Source organism: Streptomyces stoeckheimensis, from assembly GCF_045822005.1.
GTDB classification, from domain to species: Bacteria; Actinomycetota; Actinomycetes; order Streptomycetales; family Streptomycetaceae; genus Streptomyces; species Streptomyces stoeckheimensis.
This window is the reverse complement of sequence record NZ_CP169550.1, coordinates 1,454,294-1,470,639: the sequence shown is the minus strand read 5'-3', so window position 1 is coordinate 1,470,639 and position 16,346 is coordinate 1,454,294. Positions and strand designations below refer to the sequence as shown.

At 69.9% G+C, this 16,346-nt stretch carries 22 protein-coding genes; 18 read left to right on the top strand and 4 right to left on the bottom strand.

The window, feature by feature from the left end; genetic code table 11:
- Positions 1 to 84: 84 nt before the first annotated feature.
- From ACE1OC_RS06935 to ACE1OC_RS06855, 17 genes are all read left to right on the top strand, one after another.
- Positions 85 to 546 carry a hypothetical protein gene (locus ACE1OC_RS06935; RefSeq protein ID WP_407836239.1) on the top strand — a complete coding sequence of 154 codons (462 nt, stop codon included), beginning with the start codon at positions 85 to 87 and terminating at the stop codon, positions 544 to 546.
- A gap of 71 nt (positions 547 to 617) precedes the next feature.
- Positions 618 to 1,025, top strand: coding sequence for a hypothetical protein (locus ACE1OC_RS06930; RefSeq protein WP_407836238.1), 408 nt, complete (start codon positions 618 to 620; stop codon positions 1,023 to 1,025).
- A gap of 94 nt (positions 1,026 to 1,119) precedes the next feature.
- Positions 1,120 to 2,193, top strand: a complete 1,074-nt coding sequence (locus ACE1OC_RS06925) for a sulfite exporter TauE/SafE family protein (protein WP_407836237.1) — start codon at positions 1,120 to 1,122, stop codon at positions 2,191 to 2,193.
- Complete coding sequence (locus ACE1OC_RS06920; RefSeq protein ID WP_407836236.1) at positions 2,190 to 2,405, top strand: heavy-metal-associated domain-containing protein; 216 nt, start codon at positions 2,190 to 2,192, stop codon at positions 2,403 to 2,405. Before ACE1OC_RS06925 ends, ACE1OC_RS06920 begins: the two co-directional genes overlap by 4 nt.
- A gap of 338 nt (positions 2,406 to 2,743) precedes the next feature.
- Entirely contained in the window at positions 2,744 to 2,968 is a 225-nt protein-coding gene (locus tag ACE1OC_RS06915; protein WP_266440462.1) for a CbtB domain-containing protein, read from the top strand.
- Between the two features lie 20 nt (positions 2,969 to 2,988).
- Positions 2,989 to 3,816 carry a CbtA family protein gene (locus ACE1OC_RS06910; protein WP_407836235.1) on the top strand — a complete coding sequence of 276 codons (828 nt, stop codon included), beginning with the start codon at positions 2,989 to 2,991 and terminating at the stop codon, positions 3,814 to 3,816.
- Between the two features lie 203 nt (positions 3,817 to 4,019).
- A complete protein-coding gene (locus ACE1OC_RS06905; protein ID WP_407836234.1) occupies positions 4,020 to 4,694 on the top strand; it encodes a hypothetical protein in 675 nt (224 codons plus the stop codon).
- An 84-nt stretch (positions 4,695 to 4,778) separates the two neighbouring features.
- Positions 4,779 to 5,384, top strand: a complete 606-nt coding sequence (locus ACE1OC_RS06900; protein WP_407836233.1) for a copper resistance CopC family protein — start codon at positions 4,779 to 4,781, stop codon at positions 5,382 to 5,384.
- Complete coding sequence (locus tag ACE1OC_RS06895) at positions 5,374 to 7,428, top strand: cytochrome c oxidase assembly protein (protein ID WP_407836232.1); 2,055 nt, start codon at positions 5,374 to 5,376, stop codon at positions 7,426 to 7,428. The genes ACE1OC_RS06900 and ACE1OC_RS06895 overlap by 11 nt, the downstream gene beginning before the upstream one ends.
- A 7-nt stretch (positions 7,429 to 7,435) precedes the next feature.
- On the top strand, positions 7,436 to 8,104 hold the full coding sequence (locus ACE1OC_RS06890) for a DsbA family protein (protein WP_407836231.1): 669 nt from the start codon (positions 7,436 to 7,438) through the stop codon (positions 8,102 to 8,104).
- The gene (locus tag ACE1OC_RS06885) at positions 8,101 to 8,679 is read left to right on the top strand and encodes a carbonic anhydrase (RefSeq protein ID WP_407836230.1); all 579 of its coding nucleotides are present in this window, start codon (positions 8,101 to 8,103) and stop codon (positions 8,677 to 8,679) included. Before ACE1OC_RS06890 ends, ACE1OC_RS06885 begins: the two co-directional genes overlap by 4 nt.
- Positions 8,680 to 8,728: 49 nt before the next feature.
- Positions 8,729 to 9,190 (top strand): DUF3093 domain-containing protein, encoded by a 462-nt coding sequence (locus ACE1OC_RS06880; protein ID WP_407836229.1) that lies wholly within the window; start codon positions 8,729 to 8,731, stop codon positions 9,188 to 9,190.
- A gap of 53 nt (positions 9,191 to 9,243) precedes the next feature.
- Positions 9,244 to 9,657, top strand: coding sequence for a hypothetical protein (locus ACE1OC_RS06875; protein ID WP_407836228.1), 414 nt, complete (start codon positions 9,244 to 9,246; stop codon positions 9,655 to 9,657).
- 85 nt (positions 9,658 to 9,742) lie between these two features.
- Positions 9,743 to 10,387, top strand: coding sequence for a DUF3105 domain-containing protein (locus tag ACE1OC_RS06870; RefSeq protein ID WP_407836227.1), 645 nt, complete (start codon positions 9,743 to 9,745; stop codon positions 10,385 to 10,387).
- A complete protein-coding gene (locus tag ACE1OC_RS06865) occupies positions 10,384 to 11,061 on the top strand; it encodes a DUF305 domain-containing protein (RefSeq protein ID WP_407836226.1) in 678 nt (225 codons plus the stop codon). Before ACE1OC_RS06870 ends, ACE1OC_RS06865 begins: the two co-directional genes overlap by 4 nt.
- A 90-nt stretch (positions 11,062 to 11,151) precedes the next feature.
- The gene (locus ACE1OC_RS06860; RefSeq protein ID WP_407836225.1) at positions 11,152 to 11,904 is read left to right on the top strand and encodes a cytochrome c biogenesis CcdA family protein; all 753 of its coding nucleotides are present in this window, start codon (positions 11,152 to 11,154) and stop codon (positions 11,902 to 11,904) included.
- 80 nt (positions 11,905 to 11,984) lie between these two features.
- Positions 11,985 to 12,650, top strand: coding sequence for an SCO family protein (locus ACE1OC_RS06855; protein WP_407836224.1), 666 nt, complete (start codon positions 11,985 to 11,987; stop codon positions 12,648 to 12,650).
- Between the two features lie 23 nt (positions 12,651 to 12,673).
- Here the strand turns inward: ACE1OC_RS06855 and ACE1OC_RS06850 are convergent, their stop codons facing one another.
- Positions 12,674 to 13,621 (bottom strand): cation diffusion facilitator family transporter, encoded by a 948-nt coding sequence (locus ACE1OC_RS06850; protein WP_407836223.1) that lies wholly within the window; start codon positions 13,619 to 13,621, stop codon positions 12,674 to 12,676.
- Between the two features lie 178 nt (positions 13,622 to 13,799).
- On the opposite strand from ACE1OC_RS06850, the gene ACE1OC_RS06845 reads away from it, so the two are divergent.
- Positions 13,800 to 14,618 carry an alpha/beta fold hydrolase gene (locus ACE1OC_RS06845; RefSeq protein ID WP_407836222.1) on the top strand — a complete coding sequence of 273 codons (819 nt, stop codon included), beginning with the start codon at positions 13,800 to 13,802 and terminating at the stop codon, positions 14,616 to 14,618.
- An 11-nt stretch (positions 14,619 to 14,629) separates the two neighbouring features.
- Here the strand turns inward: ACE1OC_RS06845 and ACE1OC_RS06840 are convergent, their stop codons facing one another.
- From ACE1OC_RS06840 to ACE1OC_RS06830, 3 genes are read right to left on the bottom strand one after another with little or no spacing between them, the layout of a single operon-like run.
- Positions 14,630 to 15,259 (bottom strand): methyltransferase family protein, encoded by a 630-nt coding sequence (locus tag ACE1OC_RS06840; protein WP_407836221.1) that lies wholly within the window; start codon positions 15,257 to 15,259, stop codon positions 14,630 to 14,632.
- A complete protein-coding gene (locus tag ACE1OC_RS06835) occupies positions 15,256 to 16,005 on the bottom strand; it encodes a cation transporter (RefSeq protein ID WP_407836220.1) in 750 nt (249 codons plus the stop codon). The genes ACE1OC_RS06840 and ACE1OC_RS06835 overlap by 4 nt, the downstream gene beginning before the upstream one ends.
- Positions 16,005 to 16,340, bottom strand: a complete 336-nt coding sequence (locus ACE1OC_RS06830; RefSeq protein ID WP_407836219.1) for an ArsR/SmtB family transcription factor — start codon at positions 16,338 to 16,340, stop codon at positions 16,005 to 16,007. Before ACE1OC_RS06830 ends, ACE1OC_RS06835 begins: the two co-directional genes overlap by 1 nt.
- Between the last annotated feature and the right edge of the window lie 6 nt (positions 16,341 to 16,346).

The window sequence follows — 16,346 nt, the reverse complement described above, 5'->3', positions numbered from 1 at the left end:
TCAAGGGAGGAAACGTTGACTGCTGCCAGACCGTCCCATCCAGCACCCACCCGCAGCGCAGGTACGTGGTGCCGTCGTGCATCGATGCGGCTGGCGTTGGCCGGCGCCTGCGCGCTGCTGATAGCCGGCTGCGCCGGGAGCGCCGAGCCCGACACCGAGGCAGCCGCCGAGAACGCGGCGATTGGCCCGAGCCCGAGCGCTGCGACCGCCCCGTCCATGACCGTGCAGCAACTGGCCTCCGCCGTTGGCTGCACAGCGGAGATCACAACGAAAGCCGCCGACTACCGTCAGGCCACTTGCAAAAGCGAGCAGGCGGACTATGTCCTCGTCGACTTCGACACGGTCGAAGGACAGCGGGCCTGGCTGGACTACGCAGAGATGTACGGCGGGATCTACCTTGTCGGCGACCGCTGGGCGCTCTCTGCGAAGTCCAAGGAGTACATGGAGTCCCTGCGGGCCACGCTGGGCGGGACTGTCGAGGAGCGCGGCGCCTTCAGCTCTTCCCCGAGCCCGACCAGCGCGCAGGCAGAGACCGCAGCACCGTGACGGCCCGGTGCAACGGCACGAACGGAGACGCGGGGAAAGCCCGGGTCGGGCTCTTGGGTAGCATCGCTCCCATGCCCTCGCGCTCCGCCCACCAGCCCTCGCTGACCGTCGCCACCCTGGTGGCCGGCCTGCTGCTGGCGTGCGGATTCCTGATGTGGGGACCAGAGCACGCCGACATGATGGGCATGGCCCCGACTTCAGCGGCCTCCACCATGACGGCGGCCTCTGGTACGGAGCACGTCCAGGGCGAGGAGACGGCCACCGGCGGCATGGGCAGCGGATGCCCGTCCATGGCGCCCATGGACTGCCCACTCGCGTCTGCTCAGTTCTCGGCGCCTCCGGCGCTCGCCGCTCCCGTGCCCGCGCCCCTTCCGGCAGAGCTCACCGGCCCGGTGCCCGCTTCCTGGGCGGCTGGTGTGGAGTGCGCACAGCCGAGGGCGCCTGATCCCGTCTCCCTCCTCTGCGTCAGCCGGACCTAGACATCCCTCGCCACCCCGCCCTGGCCTATTCAGCGCCGGGTGGCTCAGGCATGTTCACGTTCCTGCTCGCGACGCAGATGAGAGAGCTTCCCCCATGGCTTCATCCACCACCCTGCTCGTCACCGGTGTCACCACCGGCCTGTTCGCAGGCGGCGCCTCCTGCGCCGCCGTCCAAGGCGGTCTCCTGGCCGGCGCGGTCGGCCGCCGGGCCACTGAATGGTCCGCGGAGGCATGGGAGCGCAGCGGGCTCTTCGTACCCGTCGGCGCGTTCCTCGGCGCCAAACTGGTCTCCCACACGCTGCTCGGCGCGGCACTCGGGCTGGTCGGCGCTGCCGTTCAGCCTGGTCCCCGCACCCAGGCTGGACTGCTGATCGCGGCCGGTGTCCTGATGGTCCTCTTCGCCCTCGACATGTTCGAGGTGAGGGCCGTACGACGCTTCGTGCCGCGCCCGCCCGCCGCCTGGGGGCGGCGAGTACGACGTTCGGCGAAGTCCACCGCCGTCTCGACCCCCGCTGTCCTCGGGTTCCTCACCGTCCTCATCCCTTGCGGGGTCACGCTCAGCGTCGAACTGATCGCCGTGACGTCCGGTTCCGCCCTCGCCGGTGCTGCGGTCATGGCCGGCTTCGTCCTCGGCACCGGCCCGCTCTTCGCCGTACTCGGGTTCTTCCTGCGCTCTGCGGCCCGGTTGTGGCAGGGACGCCTCACCCTCGTCACCGCGGTCGTCGTCCTGGTGGTCGCCGTCTGGACCCTCGGCTCCGGCCTGCGGCTCGGCGGCTGGTGGCCCACGGCCGCGCCGCCCGCCGCCGCAGCGGCAGCCGTACCCTCCGAGACCGTGGTGACCAACCCCGACGGCGGCCAGACCATCACCGTCCATGCCCGCACCAACTCGTACTCCCCGGCGGTGATCACCGCGAAGGCCGGAGTGCCGACAACTCTGGTTGTCGCCACGAACGGCACGAACGGCTGCGTCCGTTCCTTCGTGGTTCCCGACCTCGGAGTCCAGAAGATCCTTCCCGTGACCGGCAAGACCACCGTCGACCTGGGCACCCGGAAGCCCGGGGCCCTCGAGTACACCTGCGGCATGGGCATGTACGGGGGCCGGATCACCTTCCAGGAACCCGCCGCGCCGAGCCCCCGCACCAGCCCGAACCAGGAGACCGCCTCGTGACCACACGTATGGAGTTCGCCGTCACCGGCATGCACTGCAACAGCTGCGGCCTGCTCATCGATGACGAGGTCGAAGAGCTGCCCGGCGTCACCTCCAGCTCCACCGACGTCCGCAAGGAACGCACGATCGTGGATCTGACCGCCTCCATCGACCCCGACGCGATCGTCGCGGCGATTGCGGAGGCCGGGTACGGGGCAGTTCTCGTCCCCTGAATGCCTGCGCCAGTTCCCATGGAGCGTCTGGCCTCACGAACTGCTCATGATCATGAGGCCAGGTACTTCGCGCCACGCGCCGAAGTGGCGCAGGGGGCGGCTGTGACGGTTATCTCAGCAGGTGAGAGCACTTGGCGGGGTGGCATGTGCACGGTACGTTTCGCTGCGACAACAACGACGGCATGACGGAAGTCCGGTGAGAATCCGGCACGGTCGCGCCACTGTATAGCCGAACCCGACGCCCTCTGGAGCGATCGGTGCCGGTCAGTCAGACCCGAGGGCCGTCGTCCGAGCTCCACCGTATTGGGACGCGCTGTTCCCAGGGAGGTCTTGCCGCCATGGCTCAGTCCACCGTTTCCGCTCCTGTTGCCCCTGCCCTGGGTTCCGACGCCCCGCTGCCGGTTCGCGCCGTGCTGCCCTGGGCGGTCTTCGTCGGTCTGCTGATGGTCGTCGCCCTCTACTTCGTCGGCGCCGAGCAGGGTGCCACCGCCGTCTTCGCCGGCGAGGGCGTGCACGAATGGGTGCACGATGGTCGTCACCTGCTCGGTTTCCCCTGCCACTGACCTCGTAGGGAACCGATCTCATGCATGCAGCAACCGTAAGAAAGCTCCTGGTCCGCGGAATGATCGCGGGCCTGCTGGCCGGCCTGATGGCATTCGCAGTCGCCTATGTCATCGGTGAGCCGTCCGTCCGCTCGTCCATCGCATTGGAGGAGGCCGAGGCCGCGCCGGCCGCCGGGCACGGTCAACACGGTGGTGGCGACGCCGCCGCGGCCCCTGCCCCGGCGGAAGAGGAAGAAGAGCTCGTCAGCCGACCGGTTCAGTCGACGTTCGGCCTGGCCACCGGGACTCTCGTCTACGGCGTCGCGCTCGGCGGCATCGCCTCGCTGGCGTTCAGCTTCGCCCTCAACAGGATCGGCAGGTTCAGCCCTCGGGCGACGGCAGCGCTCACCGCGGCTGGGGTCTTCACCACCGTCTACCTGGTGCCGTTCCTCAAGTACCCGGCGACACCGCCGGCCGTCGGCAATCCCGACACCATCGGCAAGCGCACCACCCTGTTCTTCCTGATGATCCTCCTGAGCGTCCTGCTCGGACTCGGAGCCGTGATCGCGGGCCGGCGCCTGGCGCCGCGCCTCGGCAACTGGAACGCCACGGTCGCGGCGGGCCTCGGCTTCGCCGCAGCCGTCACGCTCGCGTTCGTGTTCCTCCCGCCGAACGGCGACGCGGTCCGCGAGAGCTTCCCGGCCGCACTGCTGTGGGAGTTCCGGATGGCCTCCCTGACCGTCCAGGCAGTGTTGTGGGTCGCCTTCGGCCTCATTTTCGGAGCGCTGGCGGCGCGGATCCTGGAGGCCCGAGCCGCTGAGGCTGACGTCAGCCCGGCGGCGGAAGCCGTGGCCGCATCCGCGGCCTGAGCGAAGCAGGGGAGGGGGTCCACCGGCTGAAGCCGGTGGACCCCCTCCTTCGTGCCCGGGACCTTCGCGCGCCGGGCTTGCGGGGTGGAGCCTGATCCGGGTGCGAGGACGGCGGGGGCACCGGGATACCCTGCGGGTGGTCCTAAGGCTCCCCGCGAGTCACAGGTCCGCCCTGGAAGGTCTCCCCGAAAGTGCAGCAGCCCATGTCCGTCACCCTCGTATCGCGGCCGCCTTCGCCGGCCCGCGGAGTGGTGCGCGGTCTGCGGGCCGGCGCCCTGGCGGCCTTGTGCGTGTTGCTGCCGCTGGCGGGCCACCTCCTCGCGCAGGGGCACATGCCGCGGTGGGCGCTGCTGCTGGGCATGGCCGCGATCGCCGTACCCAGCGCGGTGCTCCTTACCCGGCACAAGCTCTCCGACACCCAGCTCATGGCGGCGCTGGCCGGTGCCCAGCTGGCATACCACGCGGCGTACTCGCTGCCGGGAGCCTGCGCGGCCGTGGCCGGTTCGCGGGAACCCATGACTTTGGTCGAACATGCCTCGTCCGTCGGTGTCCCGCCGGAGGTCTTCTTCGCCGGGCACCTTGTCATGCTGGTGCTTGCGGCGCGCCTGTTCGGGCTCACCGAACGGCTGCTGTGGCGCGGCAAGCCCGTCCTTGAGGCGCTGCGCGCTCTGCTGATGTTCGTCTGGCCGCTCCTGCCCGCGGGCAACGGGCCGAAGGCGGCCTTGAGGGATCTGGAGCCGGGCGCGACGCCGCCGTCCGCGATCGTGGTCCGGCTGCACGCCGGACGCGCACCGCCGTGGTCCGGGCACGCCGTGCTGTGGCGTGCCCCTCTCCCGACGACCGGGCTGTCGTCCGGCGGAGGTTTCTGCCTGGCCTAGCGGCCGAGTGGAGAGGCCGTCCGCGGGCGGCGGCGTGTCCTGCTCCGGCTGGTCCGGAGAGCACAGAGAGACCTCTCCCTTTTCATGCATTCCTTTTCCCGGCGTGCCGCCCGTGCGGCGGCCCGCACCCTCGTCGTACCTCTGAGCGCAGCACTCCTGTGGGCCGGGGCTCCGGCTGCGTCCGCACATACCGACCTGACTGCCAGCACGCCGGCCGACGGTGCGACCCTAGACGCCCTGCCACCGAGCATTCGGCTGACCTTCAGCGACGACATGTCGCAGGAGTACGCCAAGGTCGCCCTGACCGCACCGGATGGAACCCCGGCGGGCACCGGGGAGCCGCAGGTCGACGGCAAGAGCGCGTCCCTCGCCGTGAAGCCGGGCCTGCCTTCGGGTAGATACACCGTCGGCTACCGGGTGGTCTCGGCCGACGGCCATCCCGTGTCCGGGTCCTACAGCTTCGCCGTCCGGGCGGCGGCCCCGGCCTCGCCGAGTCCCACTCCGTCTTCGCCGACGCCGTCGGCCGAGGCCGATGCCGCGGCGGCGAGTCCGGCGCCGACGCCGAGGGCCCGGTCCTCGTCGGACGGCGTCAGCAGCGGCCTGGTCATCGGCGTACTGCTCGCGGCAGGTACCTGTGCCGGTGCCGCGGTGCTCGTGGCACGCCGCCGGAAGGCACACCGTGTCGGCTGACCTTGCTCTGCACAGAGCGAGCCGCCTGCCGCTGATCCTCATCACCTCGGCCGTTTCGGCCGTCGGCATCACGGTCGTCGGGATGTGGGCGGCCGGGTCCACGGCGCAGCAGGTGCCGGGCATCGAGGACGCCGGCCCACTGACCTCCTGGGGTCTGCCCCTATCGCGCATCGTCGTGGACATTGCGTCGGTGGCGACAGTGGGTGCCCTGCTGCTGGCGGGTGTCCTGCTGCCCGGCGGTCGCGACCTCGGCCGGTCGCGGATGCCTTACCTGATGTGGGCGGCTGTTGCCGCCGGGCTGTGGGCGCTGTCGTCCGCAGCCCTGATGGTCTTCACACTGTCCGACCTGTTCGCCCGGCCGGTCGCCGAGGTGCTGGACCCGGCGATGGTCGCCGACTTCGCCCTTACCTCCGCGCAGGGCCGCGCCTACGCGGCGATGGCCGCGGCCGGGCTCGTTCTGGCGACGCTCTGCGTGGGCGTGACCACCGTCCGATGGGCGCGGGCCGCGCTAGCCCTTGCCGTCGCGGCGGTGCTGCCGCCCGCGTTCACGGGCCACTCGGCCGCCTCCGCCAACCACGACGCGGCCGTCACCAGCCTCGCCCTGCACGTGGCGGGGGTCGCCGTATGGGTCGGTGGGCTGCTGTTCATCCTGATCGCCGCCCTGCGACGGACCGACGGAGCGGCTGAGGCGGCGCACCGGTTCAGTCCGCTGGCCGGCGGGGCGTTCCTGGCCGTCGCCGCGAGCGGCCTGGTCAACGCCCTGGTGCGGATGCCGCTGTCGGGCGCCTGGTTCACCACCGCGTACGGGCGGATGGTGCTGCTGAAGGCTGTGGCGCTCCTGCTTCTCGGGGCGATCGGCTGGTGGCACCGGCGCCGGACCCTTACGGCGCTCACCGACGGCGCCCGTCGGCCCTTCGCCAGGCTGGCTGTGGGCGAGCTGCTGCTGATGGCTGCGGCGATGGGCCTGGCCGTCGCGTTGTCCCGGACGCCTCCGCCGAGCACCGGCAGGGGCTCGCCCACCCCGGCGGAGGAGCTCCTCGGATTCCCGATGCCGCCCCCGCTGGGCGACTTCCCCTGGACACCGCTGTTCACCCAGTGGCACTTCGACCCCGTCTTCGCCTTCGGCACGGGCGCGGCGGCCGCGTTCTACCTCGTGGGCGTACTCCGGCTTCGCTCACGCGGTGACCGGTGGCCCGTCGGCCGTACCGTCGCCTGGATGCTCGGCCTGGCCGTCACCGTCCTCGCGACGATGAGCGGCCTCGCCGTGTACGGGAAGGTCATGTTCAGCGTTCACATGGGCCAGCACATGATCCTTGCGATGACCGTGCCGATTCTCTTGGTCCTTGGGGCCCCGGCCACCCTGGCCCTGCGCACCCTGCCCACCGCCGGGAAGGGCACGACGGCCGGTCCGCGCGAGGCGCTGATGCGGCTGCTGCACAGCCGCTACGTGAAGGTCATCTCGCATCCCGCCGTGGCCGGCATCCTCTTCATCGGCAGTGCCTTCGCCGTGTACTACACCTCGTGGTTCGAGAGGCTGATGGGCAGCCATCTGGGCCACATGGCGATGCTGATCCACTTCATGGCGGTTGGCCTGCTGTTCTTCTGGGTGATCATCGGCATCGACCCCGGTCCGCGGCGACCACCCCACCTGGGCCGGCTGTTCGTCCTCATGCTGACGATGCCGTTCCACTCGTGGTTCAGCATCTCCGTGATGAGTTCCACCGGCATCATCGGTGCTGGCTGGTGGGAGGCGGTGGGCCGCTCCTGGGGGCCGGACCTGGCCCAGGATCAGTACAACGGCGGTGCGATCGCGTGGGCGACCGGCGACATTCCCGTCCTGATCACCACGATCATCCTGGCCGTGCAGTGGGTCCGCTCCGACCGCCGTGAGGCCCGTCGGGTCGACCGGCAGATCGACCGCGGGGATGCCGGTGACCCGCTGGCTGCCTACAACGCGTACCTGGCGAGTCTCCACGCCCGCGACCGCCGCCCGCAGCGGCAGGCAGACCAGCCCGCTGCCCTGGCCCAAGACCGGACCACGTAGAGGAATCATGACGAAACTCAAGAAGAACCTGCTGGCCCTCGCTGCCGTTGTGGCCGTCCTTGCAGCCGCATTCGGTACGTTCCTTCTGGTCAAGCCAGACGATTCGACTACAACGACTCCGCCCCTGCCCGCCGCAGGCGAGGCGCGGGCTGTACGGGAGGACAGCCACCGGCTGACCGAGCCACAGCGTAGCGAGATGACCCTCGTCGAGTTCCTCGACTTCGAGTGCGAGGCCTGCGGAGCCGTTCACCCGACGGTCGAGCGGCTCCGCGAGGAGTACCGAGACCGGGTCACCTTCGTGGCCCGCTACTTCCCGATGCCCGGCCACCGCAATAGCCGGACCGCGGCCGTCGCCGTCGAGGCCGCAGCCCAACAGGGCAAGTTCGAGGACATGTACAAGAAGATGTTCGCGACCCAGAAGGAATGGGGCGAGCTGCAGAACTCCCAGGCGGACCTCTTCCGTACCTACGCCGAGCAACTCGCCCTCGACATGACCAAGTACGACACGGCGGTGAAGGACCCGGCGACCGAGGAACGTGTCAAGGCCGATCAGCGGGACGGCATGGGCCTGAACGTGCAGGGCACCCCCACTTTCTTCCTCGACGGCCAGCGCATCCAGACGCCCCGCACCTACGAGGCGTTCAAGGCGCTGATCGACGAACGGCTCGCCAAATGACAGGGGCCAAAGAGGGGCCGGAACTGGCCCGCATGGCAGGCGAGGCCCGAGGCTACTCGGACCGCGCGGCCGCACTGGGGATCGAGCTCGCCGATCTACCGGACGGCCAGCACCCCCGGGTGATGGTGGCTGCATGCTCCGACGCCCGGCTGGTGCCCGGGCTGATCACAGGAAGCCGACCGGGCGAGATACTGGAGTTGCGTACGCAGGGCGGTCTCGTCCCGCGCTTCGACCCCGAACTGCCCACGGGCGAGGCCCTGACGATCGAATACGCAGTCGCCAGCCTGCCGATCACCGACATCGTGGTCTTGGGGCACTCCCACTGCGAGGTCGTCGATATCGACGTCGCCGACACCCTCGACGCTGACACCGGGCAAGACATCTGGACCACGGGCGACTTCACCGGCGCCGGCCACAGCCATGTACTGCGGCAACTGGACGTGCTGAGCGACTACGCCTGCATCGCGCCCCGCGTGGCGGACGGCTCCCTGCGCCTGCACGCCTGGTACCACGAGCTGGCGACCGGCGCCACGCTCCGCTTCCGGCCCGACGTCAGCGCCTTCCTGCCCCTGTGACCACTGCCCCGCCACCGACACCACCCCGCACGAGCGAGGACCTGCCCCCATGACCTCACCCGCACCACTCACCTACGACGAACGGCTCACCGCACCGCGAACCTGGTGGCTGATCGCCGTCGCCGTCGGCTTCGCCATGGCGCTCATCGTCATGCCGTACGGAGGCCTCGCCGCCCTGGGCGGATTCGCCGTCGGCACCCTCATCGCCTGCATGTGGGTCAGCGCACAGGGCTCTTCCCGCATTCGTGTCACGAACGGGCTGCTGGTCGCCGACGACGCACGGATCCCGCTCAGCGCGCTGGGCGATGTCCACATCTTGGAAGCCGAAGAGGCGCGGGCCTGGCGGACGTACAAGGCGGACATGCGGGCCCACATGATGATGCGCAGCTACATCACCAGCGCGGTCCGCATCGAGAACACCGACCCCGCCGACCCGACACCGTACGTCTACCTGTCCACCCGCACCCCGCAGGCACTGGCCGATGCCCTGGAAACGGCCAGGACCCTGTGAATTCCTGCTAGCCGCGCCGCTGTTGCTTCCACTCTCACTAGGATCTGCCCACCATGACGATCACGCCGATGCTCCCGCTGCCCATCCGGGCGTCGCGGTGGCGTGCGCTGCTGAGCTGGTTGTGCTGCGTTGCCGCACTCCTGCTCGCCGTCACGGTGTGCCACCGGCCCGCTCCCGCCGCGGCCGCCGTAGCGTCATCAGTTTCGACGGCGACCACCGCTGTCGGTGCCGAAGACGGTGGTGCGATGGGAGACGAGGGGTGGTGCGTGCACCACCAGCCAGGCGATCCCTGTCTCACCGGTCTGCAGCACCTGCCGCAGACCATCGTCCAGCTTCCTGATGAAGCCGTGGTGCCTGCCGGTGGACACCTGGTGACACCGGCTCAGCCACGCGCGGGGCCGGGGATTGTTTCCTCGGCCGGCCCCGGCGGTATTGACCTTCACGCCCTTCAGGTCCTGCGGATCTAGACAGCTCCTGCCGCACTGCACCATGCCGTGCGGCTGCTGACCTGCCCTGCAACCACCGCCCCGTCCGGGGAGTGAAGGAACCGACATGGCCCTGCCCAAGAACTCCGCTGCCGCCGCCCGACGCGCAAAGCTCGACGAGATGCGCCGCGCGGAGGTCGCACGCGAACGCCGTAACAAGATCATTACCATCGTCGTCTGCGCCCTCATCTTCGTCGTACTGGCGGGCGCCACCACGTTCTTCCTCTTCACGGTCAAGGGTGAGGAGAAGAAGCAGGAGGCAGCCAAGAAGGCGCCCATCTCCGGCGAGAAGTCGTGGGACAAGCTCACCCAGAACCACGTCGCCCAGCCGGTGAACTACCCCATGACGCCGGCCGTTGGCGGTGACCACGCCCAGGCATGGATGAACTGCAACGGCGACGTGTACGAGAAGGAGGTCCGGCAGGAGAACGCCGTCCACGCCCTCGAACACGGCGCCGTCTGGATCACGTACACCGACAAGGCGACCCCGGACGACGTCAAGTCGCTGGGCGAGCAGGTGAAGAAGACCCCCTACACGCTGATGAGCCCGCACGCGAAGCAGGACTCGCCGATCACCCTCTCGGCCTGGGGCAAGCAGCTCACCGTGGACAGTGCGTCCGACCCGCGGGTGAATGCATTCCTCACCAAGTACGTCCAGGGCCCGCAGACACCCGAGCCCGGTGCGGCGTGCACGAACGGCCTGTCGGCGTGAGCGGTTCCAAGCACCGGTCCCGCTGGCTGGCCTGGGGCGCCGGGTGGCTGCTGCTGTGTACGACGGCCGTGGCCCTGGTGCTCGCCTACCCCACCAACCGACAAGCGAGTGCGACACCGGCTGCCGCCACGGCGGCGGACACCGGATTCTCCCGCGACATGGCTGTCCACCACCAGCAGGCGGTGGAGATGTCCTTCCTCGTCCGCGACAACACCGACAACGAGGAAGTCCGCACCCTGGCCTTCGACGTCATCAACACCCAGGCCAACCAGCGCGGCATGATGCTGGGCTGGCTGGACATGTGGCAGGCCCCCAAGGTCTCCGCCGACGGGGCGATGGCGTGGATGGAGGGCCACGGCAGCGGCATGGCCGCCACGGAGATGCCCGGCATGGCGACCCGCGAACAGGTCGACCAGTTGAGAAGCGCCAAGGGGCGCGACGGCGAAGTCCTCTATCTCCAGCTGATGATCCCCCACCACCAGGGTGGCGTCGCCATGGCGCAGGCCGCGGTCAAGCAGGCTAAGGATCCCCAGGTGAAGGCGCTGGCCGAAGGCATCGTCAGGGCACAGCAGTCGGAGGTCGAGCTGATGACCCAGATGCTCACCCGGCGCGGCGCGATGCCTGCGCCCACCTCGCCGGCACCGTCGGCTCCTGCTCCGTCTGCGCATCACTGACCTGCGCGGGCGGGCCGCCCCAGGTGGCCCGCCCGCGCAGGTGACGCACAACGCCGTTCCACTCCCATCCCTGCTCAAAAGGGCTGACCTGTGCTTCTCTCCGCCGGAATCGACACCACCGTGCTCAGCGGCTCGCTGCTGCTGGCCCTGCCGCTCGCCGCGGTCGCCGGAGCCGTGTCCTTCTTCTCCCCCTGCGTCCTTCCGCTGGTGCCCGGCTACCTCTCGTACGTGACGGGCATGAGCGGCGCCGACCTGGCCGAAGTCCGCCGCGGCCGGATCCTGGCCGGGACGCTGCTCTTCCTCGCGGGCTTCACCGCGGTCTTCGTCTCCTTCGGCGCGGCCTTCGGATACGCGGGCAACGTACTGCTCGAGTACCAGGACACGTTGATCCGCGTCATGGGAGGGCTGACCATCCTGATGGGTCTGTCATTCATGGGTGCCCTACCCGGCATGAGCCGCGAATGGCGCTTCCACCGGCGCCCCGCAGCCGGCCTGGCCGGAGCTCCCATGCTCGGCGTCCTCTTCGGCCTCGGCTGGACACCCTGCATCGGCCCGACCCTGGGCGCCGTCCAGGCACTCGCCTTCAGCGAAGCGAGCGCCGGCCGCGGCGCCATGCTGACCGTCGCCTACTGCGCCGGCCTCGGCCTGCCCTTCCTCGCGGCGGCCCTGGCGTTCCGCAAGGCGCTGGGCCTCTTCGACTGGGTCAAAGCCCGCTACAAGTGGGTCATGCGGATCGGCGGCGGCATGATGATCGCCACCGGACTGCTGATGGTCACCGGCGTATGGAGCGACCTGATCCGGCAGATGCAGTCCTGGAGCGCGGGGTTCACCGTCGGCATCTAGCCCTGCCCACCACCCCACAACAATCCAGCCTTCAAGTGCCGCCGGCCTCGGCGGCCCGCCAACGATCGGACCCGTCCCCAGTGCACTCCCGCAACACTCGCCTTCGCCTCACCGGCGTCGCGGCCCTCGCCACCGCGCTTCTCCTCGCAGGCTGCGGTACGACGTCAGCCCCGGCCACCGATGCGATCACGCAGCAGAAACCCAAGTCCGCTTACCAGGGCACCGAACTGGACCGGCCCTTCGAGAAGCCGGATCTGCGACTGACCGGCACGGACGGGCAGCCCTACGACCTGAGGCAGCGGACTGCCGGCCGCGCCACGCTCCTGTTCTTCGGGTACACGAACTGCCCCGACGTCTGCCCCACCACGCTCGGAGACGTTTCCGTCGCGCTTCAGAAGCAGCCCCAGGAGGTCCGAGACAAGATCGACGTCGTGTTCGTCACCACCGACCCCGCCCGAGACACCCCCGAACAACTGAACAAGTGGCTGAAGGCCTTCGGCGATCGCTTCACCGGCATGAGCGGCGACCTCGCCCAGGTCAAGCAGGCAGCGAAATCCCTCGGCGTCAGCGTGGAGGATCCCAACGTCCACCACGACGGCACGGTCACCTCGTCCCACGGCACGCAGGTCCTTGCCTTCCTGCCGACCGACGATAAGGCACACGTCCTCTACACCAGCGGAACGCCGATCGACTCGTTCGTGAAGGATCTGCCCCTGCTGGCCAAGGGCGTCAGCACCGCCTCCTGACCGCCGAGCGCCCGACGGCCCGGTCAGAACCCGACAGGCTCCTCCGTGTGGTCAGCCGGCTCTACCTGGATCGTCGGGTGCGTGACGCCGTACCGCTCGGCAAGGATCAGGCGGCTCTGGTCCAGGACGGCGTGCCAGTCGGCGCCGTCCTTGATCACCACATGGGCAGATGCCGCTTCCATGCCGCTGGTGATGGTCCAGATGTGCAGGTCGTGCACCTGCTGGACGCCCGGGATGGCGGCGAGGTCCCGTTCCGCCGCCTCTACGTCGACCTCGGGTGGCGCCACTTCCATGATGATCCGCAGGGCCTGGCGCATCAGTTTCCAGGTGCGCGGCAGGATGAACAGGCCGATGGCAGCGCCGATGATCGGGTCGGCGTACTCGAAGCCGGTGGTCCAGATGACGATGGCTCCGATGATCACGCCGACGGAGCCGAGCATGTCGGCGAGGACTTCGAAGTAGGCGCCCTTGACGTTGAGGCTCTCCTTGGCGCCGGCGGTGAGCAGGCGGAAGGAGATGAGGTTGATGACGAGACCGATGACGGCGACGACCAGCACCGGGAGGCCGGGGACTTCGGACGGGTCGCGGAAGCGTTGCACGGCTTCGTAGAGGACGTAGAAGGCGACACCGAACAGCAGGAGGCCGTTGATGATCGCGGCCAGGACTTCGAGCCGGTAGGTGCCGTACGTGCGCTGCCCCGAAGCCGGCCGCTTCGCGAGGCGGATCGCGGCGAGGGCCAGACCGAGGCCCAGGACGTCGGTGCCCATGTGGGCGGCGTCGCTGATCAGAGCCAGGGAGCCGGTGATGACGCCGGCCACGACCTCCACCAGGGCATACGCCGCGGTGATGGAGAAGGCGATGGCCAGCGGCTTTTGGTGGCGCTCGCCGGCGCTGCCGATCCGCGGGCCGTGGGCGTGCCCGTCACCGCCGTCGCCCTTGGGTGGGGAGCCGTGGCTGTGGCCGTGTCCCATGGTGCTGGTCCTCCTGGTCTGTCGCGTCGGCTGAGCCCTTGGTCAGCCTGGCAGTGGTGGGACCCGAAGGCGCGGACGCCACGGGCATGTTCCGGCGAAGGCCTTCCGACTTCGGTGTTCGTGCCGATGATGGGAAGGTCGGTCACCGCATCGGGAGGGCGTGGGTATGGAGTCGGTCGTGCTGGACAGTGGGGTCCGGATCGCCTACGAGCGCCGGGGGGCCGGGCAGCCGGTGGTCCTGGTGGGCGGGACCGGTATGCCGCCGGTCGCCTGGGAACTGTGCGGGCTCCGGGATGCGCTGGTGGACGCGGGCTGCGAAGTGGTGACGTACGCGGCGCGCGGTGTGGCCCCCTCCGATGCCCCGTCCGCTCCTTATTCGATGGCCGACATGGCCGGTGATCTCGCCGGTCTGCTGGACGTGCTCGGCATCCGGAGTGCTGTGGTGATCGGGTATTCGCTGGGGAGCTTCACGGCCGAACTGCTGGTCCGTAAGCGCCCCGACCTCGTGCGTTCGATGGTGTTGATGGCCGGTGCGGGGCCCGTGACGGGTGTGCTGGAGGCGGTGTTGGACGCCGAAGCCGAGCTGATCGGGGCGACCGGACGGCTCCCCGCGGCGTTCCTGCGGCTGCAGACACTCCTCACCACGCTGCCCGGGCAGGTGCTGCTGGAAGACGAGAAGCAGGTACGCGCATGGCTGGAACTGCTGGGCGCCCAGGACGACATATGGGCATCGCCGGACGGCGCGGTCGGGCAGTCGACCGCGGCGGACGGCTGGTTGCGCGATCCGGGCCGGATCGCTGCCCTGGCCGACGTGCTCGTGCCCGTACTGGTGCTGGCCTTCGAGGCCGACCTGTACTTTCCCCCACGCGCTGCCAAGGTTGCTGCCGAGGCACTGCCGCAGGGCACCTTCGTGACGCTGCCCGGAGCGCACGGCGGGCTGCTCACCCACCCCGCTGAGACCACGGCCGCCATCCTCGGTTTCCTCACGCCTTCCTGAGCCGGCCCCGATCAGGCTCCGGCTGCGCTGACGTGCCGGCCGAGGCCGGGCAGGAACCGGCCTGCCTGCGCGGTGTAGTTGACGTAGGCGCGGCCGTGGATCCCGGCCAGGTACGGCTCCTCGACCACGCGGACCTGGAGTTCGATGGCGAGGAGGAGCACGAGCCACGCGAGGACGGCGAGGACGTTCGGCACCATCAGCGCGAGCCCGGCGGCGGTCACGGTCATGGCGGTGAAGACCGGATTGCGCACGTACGTGAAGAGACCGGAGGTGACGAGTTCTGTGCGCTCGGTGGCGTCCACGCCGACGCGCCAGGAGGTACCCATCCCGCTCTGTGCGACCAGCGTGGCGGCCATTCCCGCCAGGGCCACGGCGAGCCCGGTGAAACGAAGAGCCGTACTGCCGCCCGCGCCCGGCAGCGCGGGCATGCCGGCCAGTGCGGCGGCGGGAGCTGCAGTGCCGCCGAGGAGTGCGAGGACGAACAGGACGCCGGCCCACCACGCGGCGGACCCGGGCCGGCCCGAGATCCCCCGGAATCCGGCGTCACCGGTACGGCGCCACTGCACGACGGCGCGAACGCCGAACGCGGTTACCGCCCAAGCGGCGAACAACGCCAGTGCGGTCCATGCCCAGTTGTTCACTGCTTCTCCTCCATCTTCAACTTGGCATCGGTGATGCAGCACGTGCTGGCCGGCCCGGCAGCGCAGCCTCCGCCCTCCGCGGCGGAGGGCATGGACAGTGCTCCCGGCGGGGTGGGTGCGCAGCAGCCCTTGCCCTGCCACGCGTCGCGGCCTTCCTTGGCGGCGATGACGGCGATGACGAGGGCGGCGATCGGGTCCGCCCAGGTCCAGCCGAGGGTGGCGTTGAGGACGAGGCCCGCGAGGACGACGGCGGACAGGTAGGTGCAGAGCAGGGTCTGCTTGGAGTCGGCCACGGCCGACGCGGAGCCCAGCTCTCGCCCCGCCTTGCGCTGGGCGGCGGAGAGGAACGGCATCACCGCGAGCGACAGGGCGGCCAGGACGATGCCCGGCACGGAGGAGGACGCCTCGCCCGCGCCGGTCAGCGCCCGCACGGCGTCGACTGCGACGTAGGCGGCGAGCGCGAAGAAGGAAACGGCGATGATCCTCAGCGCCCGGTGCTCACGTGCCTCCCGGACCGCGTGGTCCTTGGCGGAGAACTGCCAGGCGACCGCTGCGGCGGAGGAGACCTCGATGATCGAGTCGAGACCGAAGCCGATCAACGCGGTGGAGGAGGCCATGGTGCCCGCGGTGAGGGCGACGACCGCCTCGATGACGTTGTACGTGATGGTGGCCGCCACGAGCAGACGTATTCGGCGGGCCAGCACATCGCGCCGGGCGGGTGACGGGCTGAGCGACAGAGTGGTCATCAGCAGCACCCCTTGTCGTCGGCATCCACGCAGGTCCGGTCGGCGGCCACCGTGACCACCGCGGAGCGCAGGTCGTCGAGGGCGTGACCGAGGCGGGAGTCGGCCAGCTCGTAGCGGGTGCGTCGGCCTTCGGGGACGGCGACGACGAGGCCGCAGTCGCGCAGGCAGGCGAGGTGGTTGGACAGCCGGGTACGGGAGATGCCCAGCTTGTCGGCGAGGTCGGAAGGGTGCGCCGGGGCCTCGCGGATCTCGAGGAGCAGACGGCAGCGGATGGGATCGGCCAGCGCGCGCCCGAAGCGCGCCAGGACCTCAATGTCTTCGGCGATGTTCAGCACACCTCG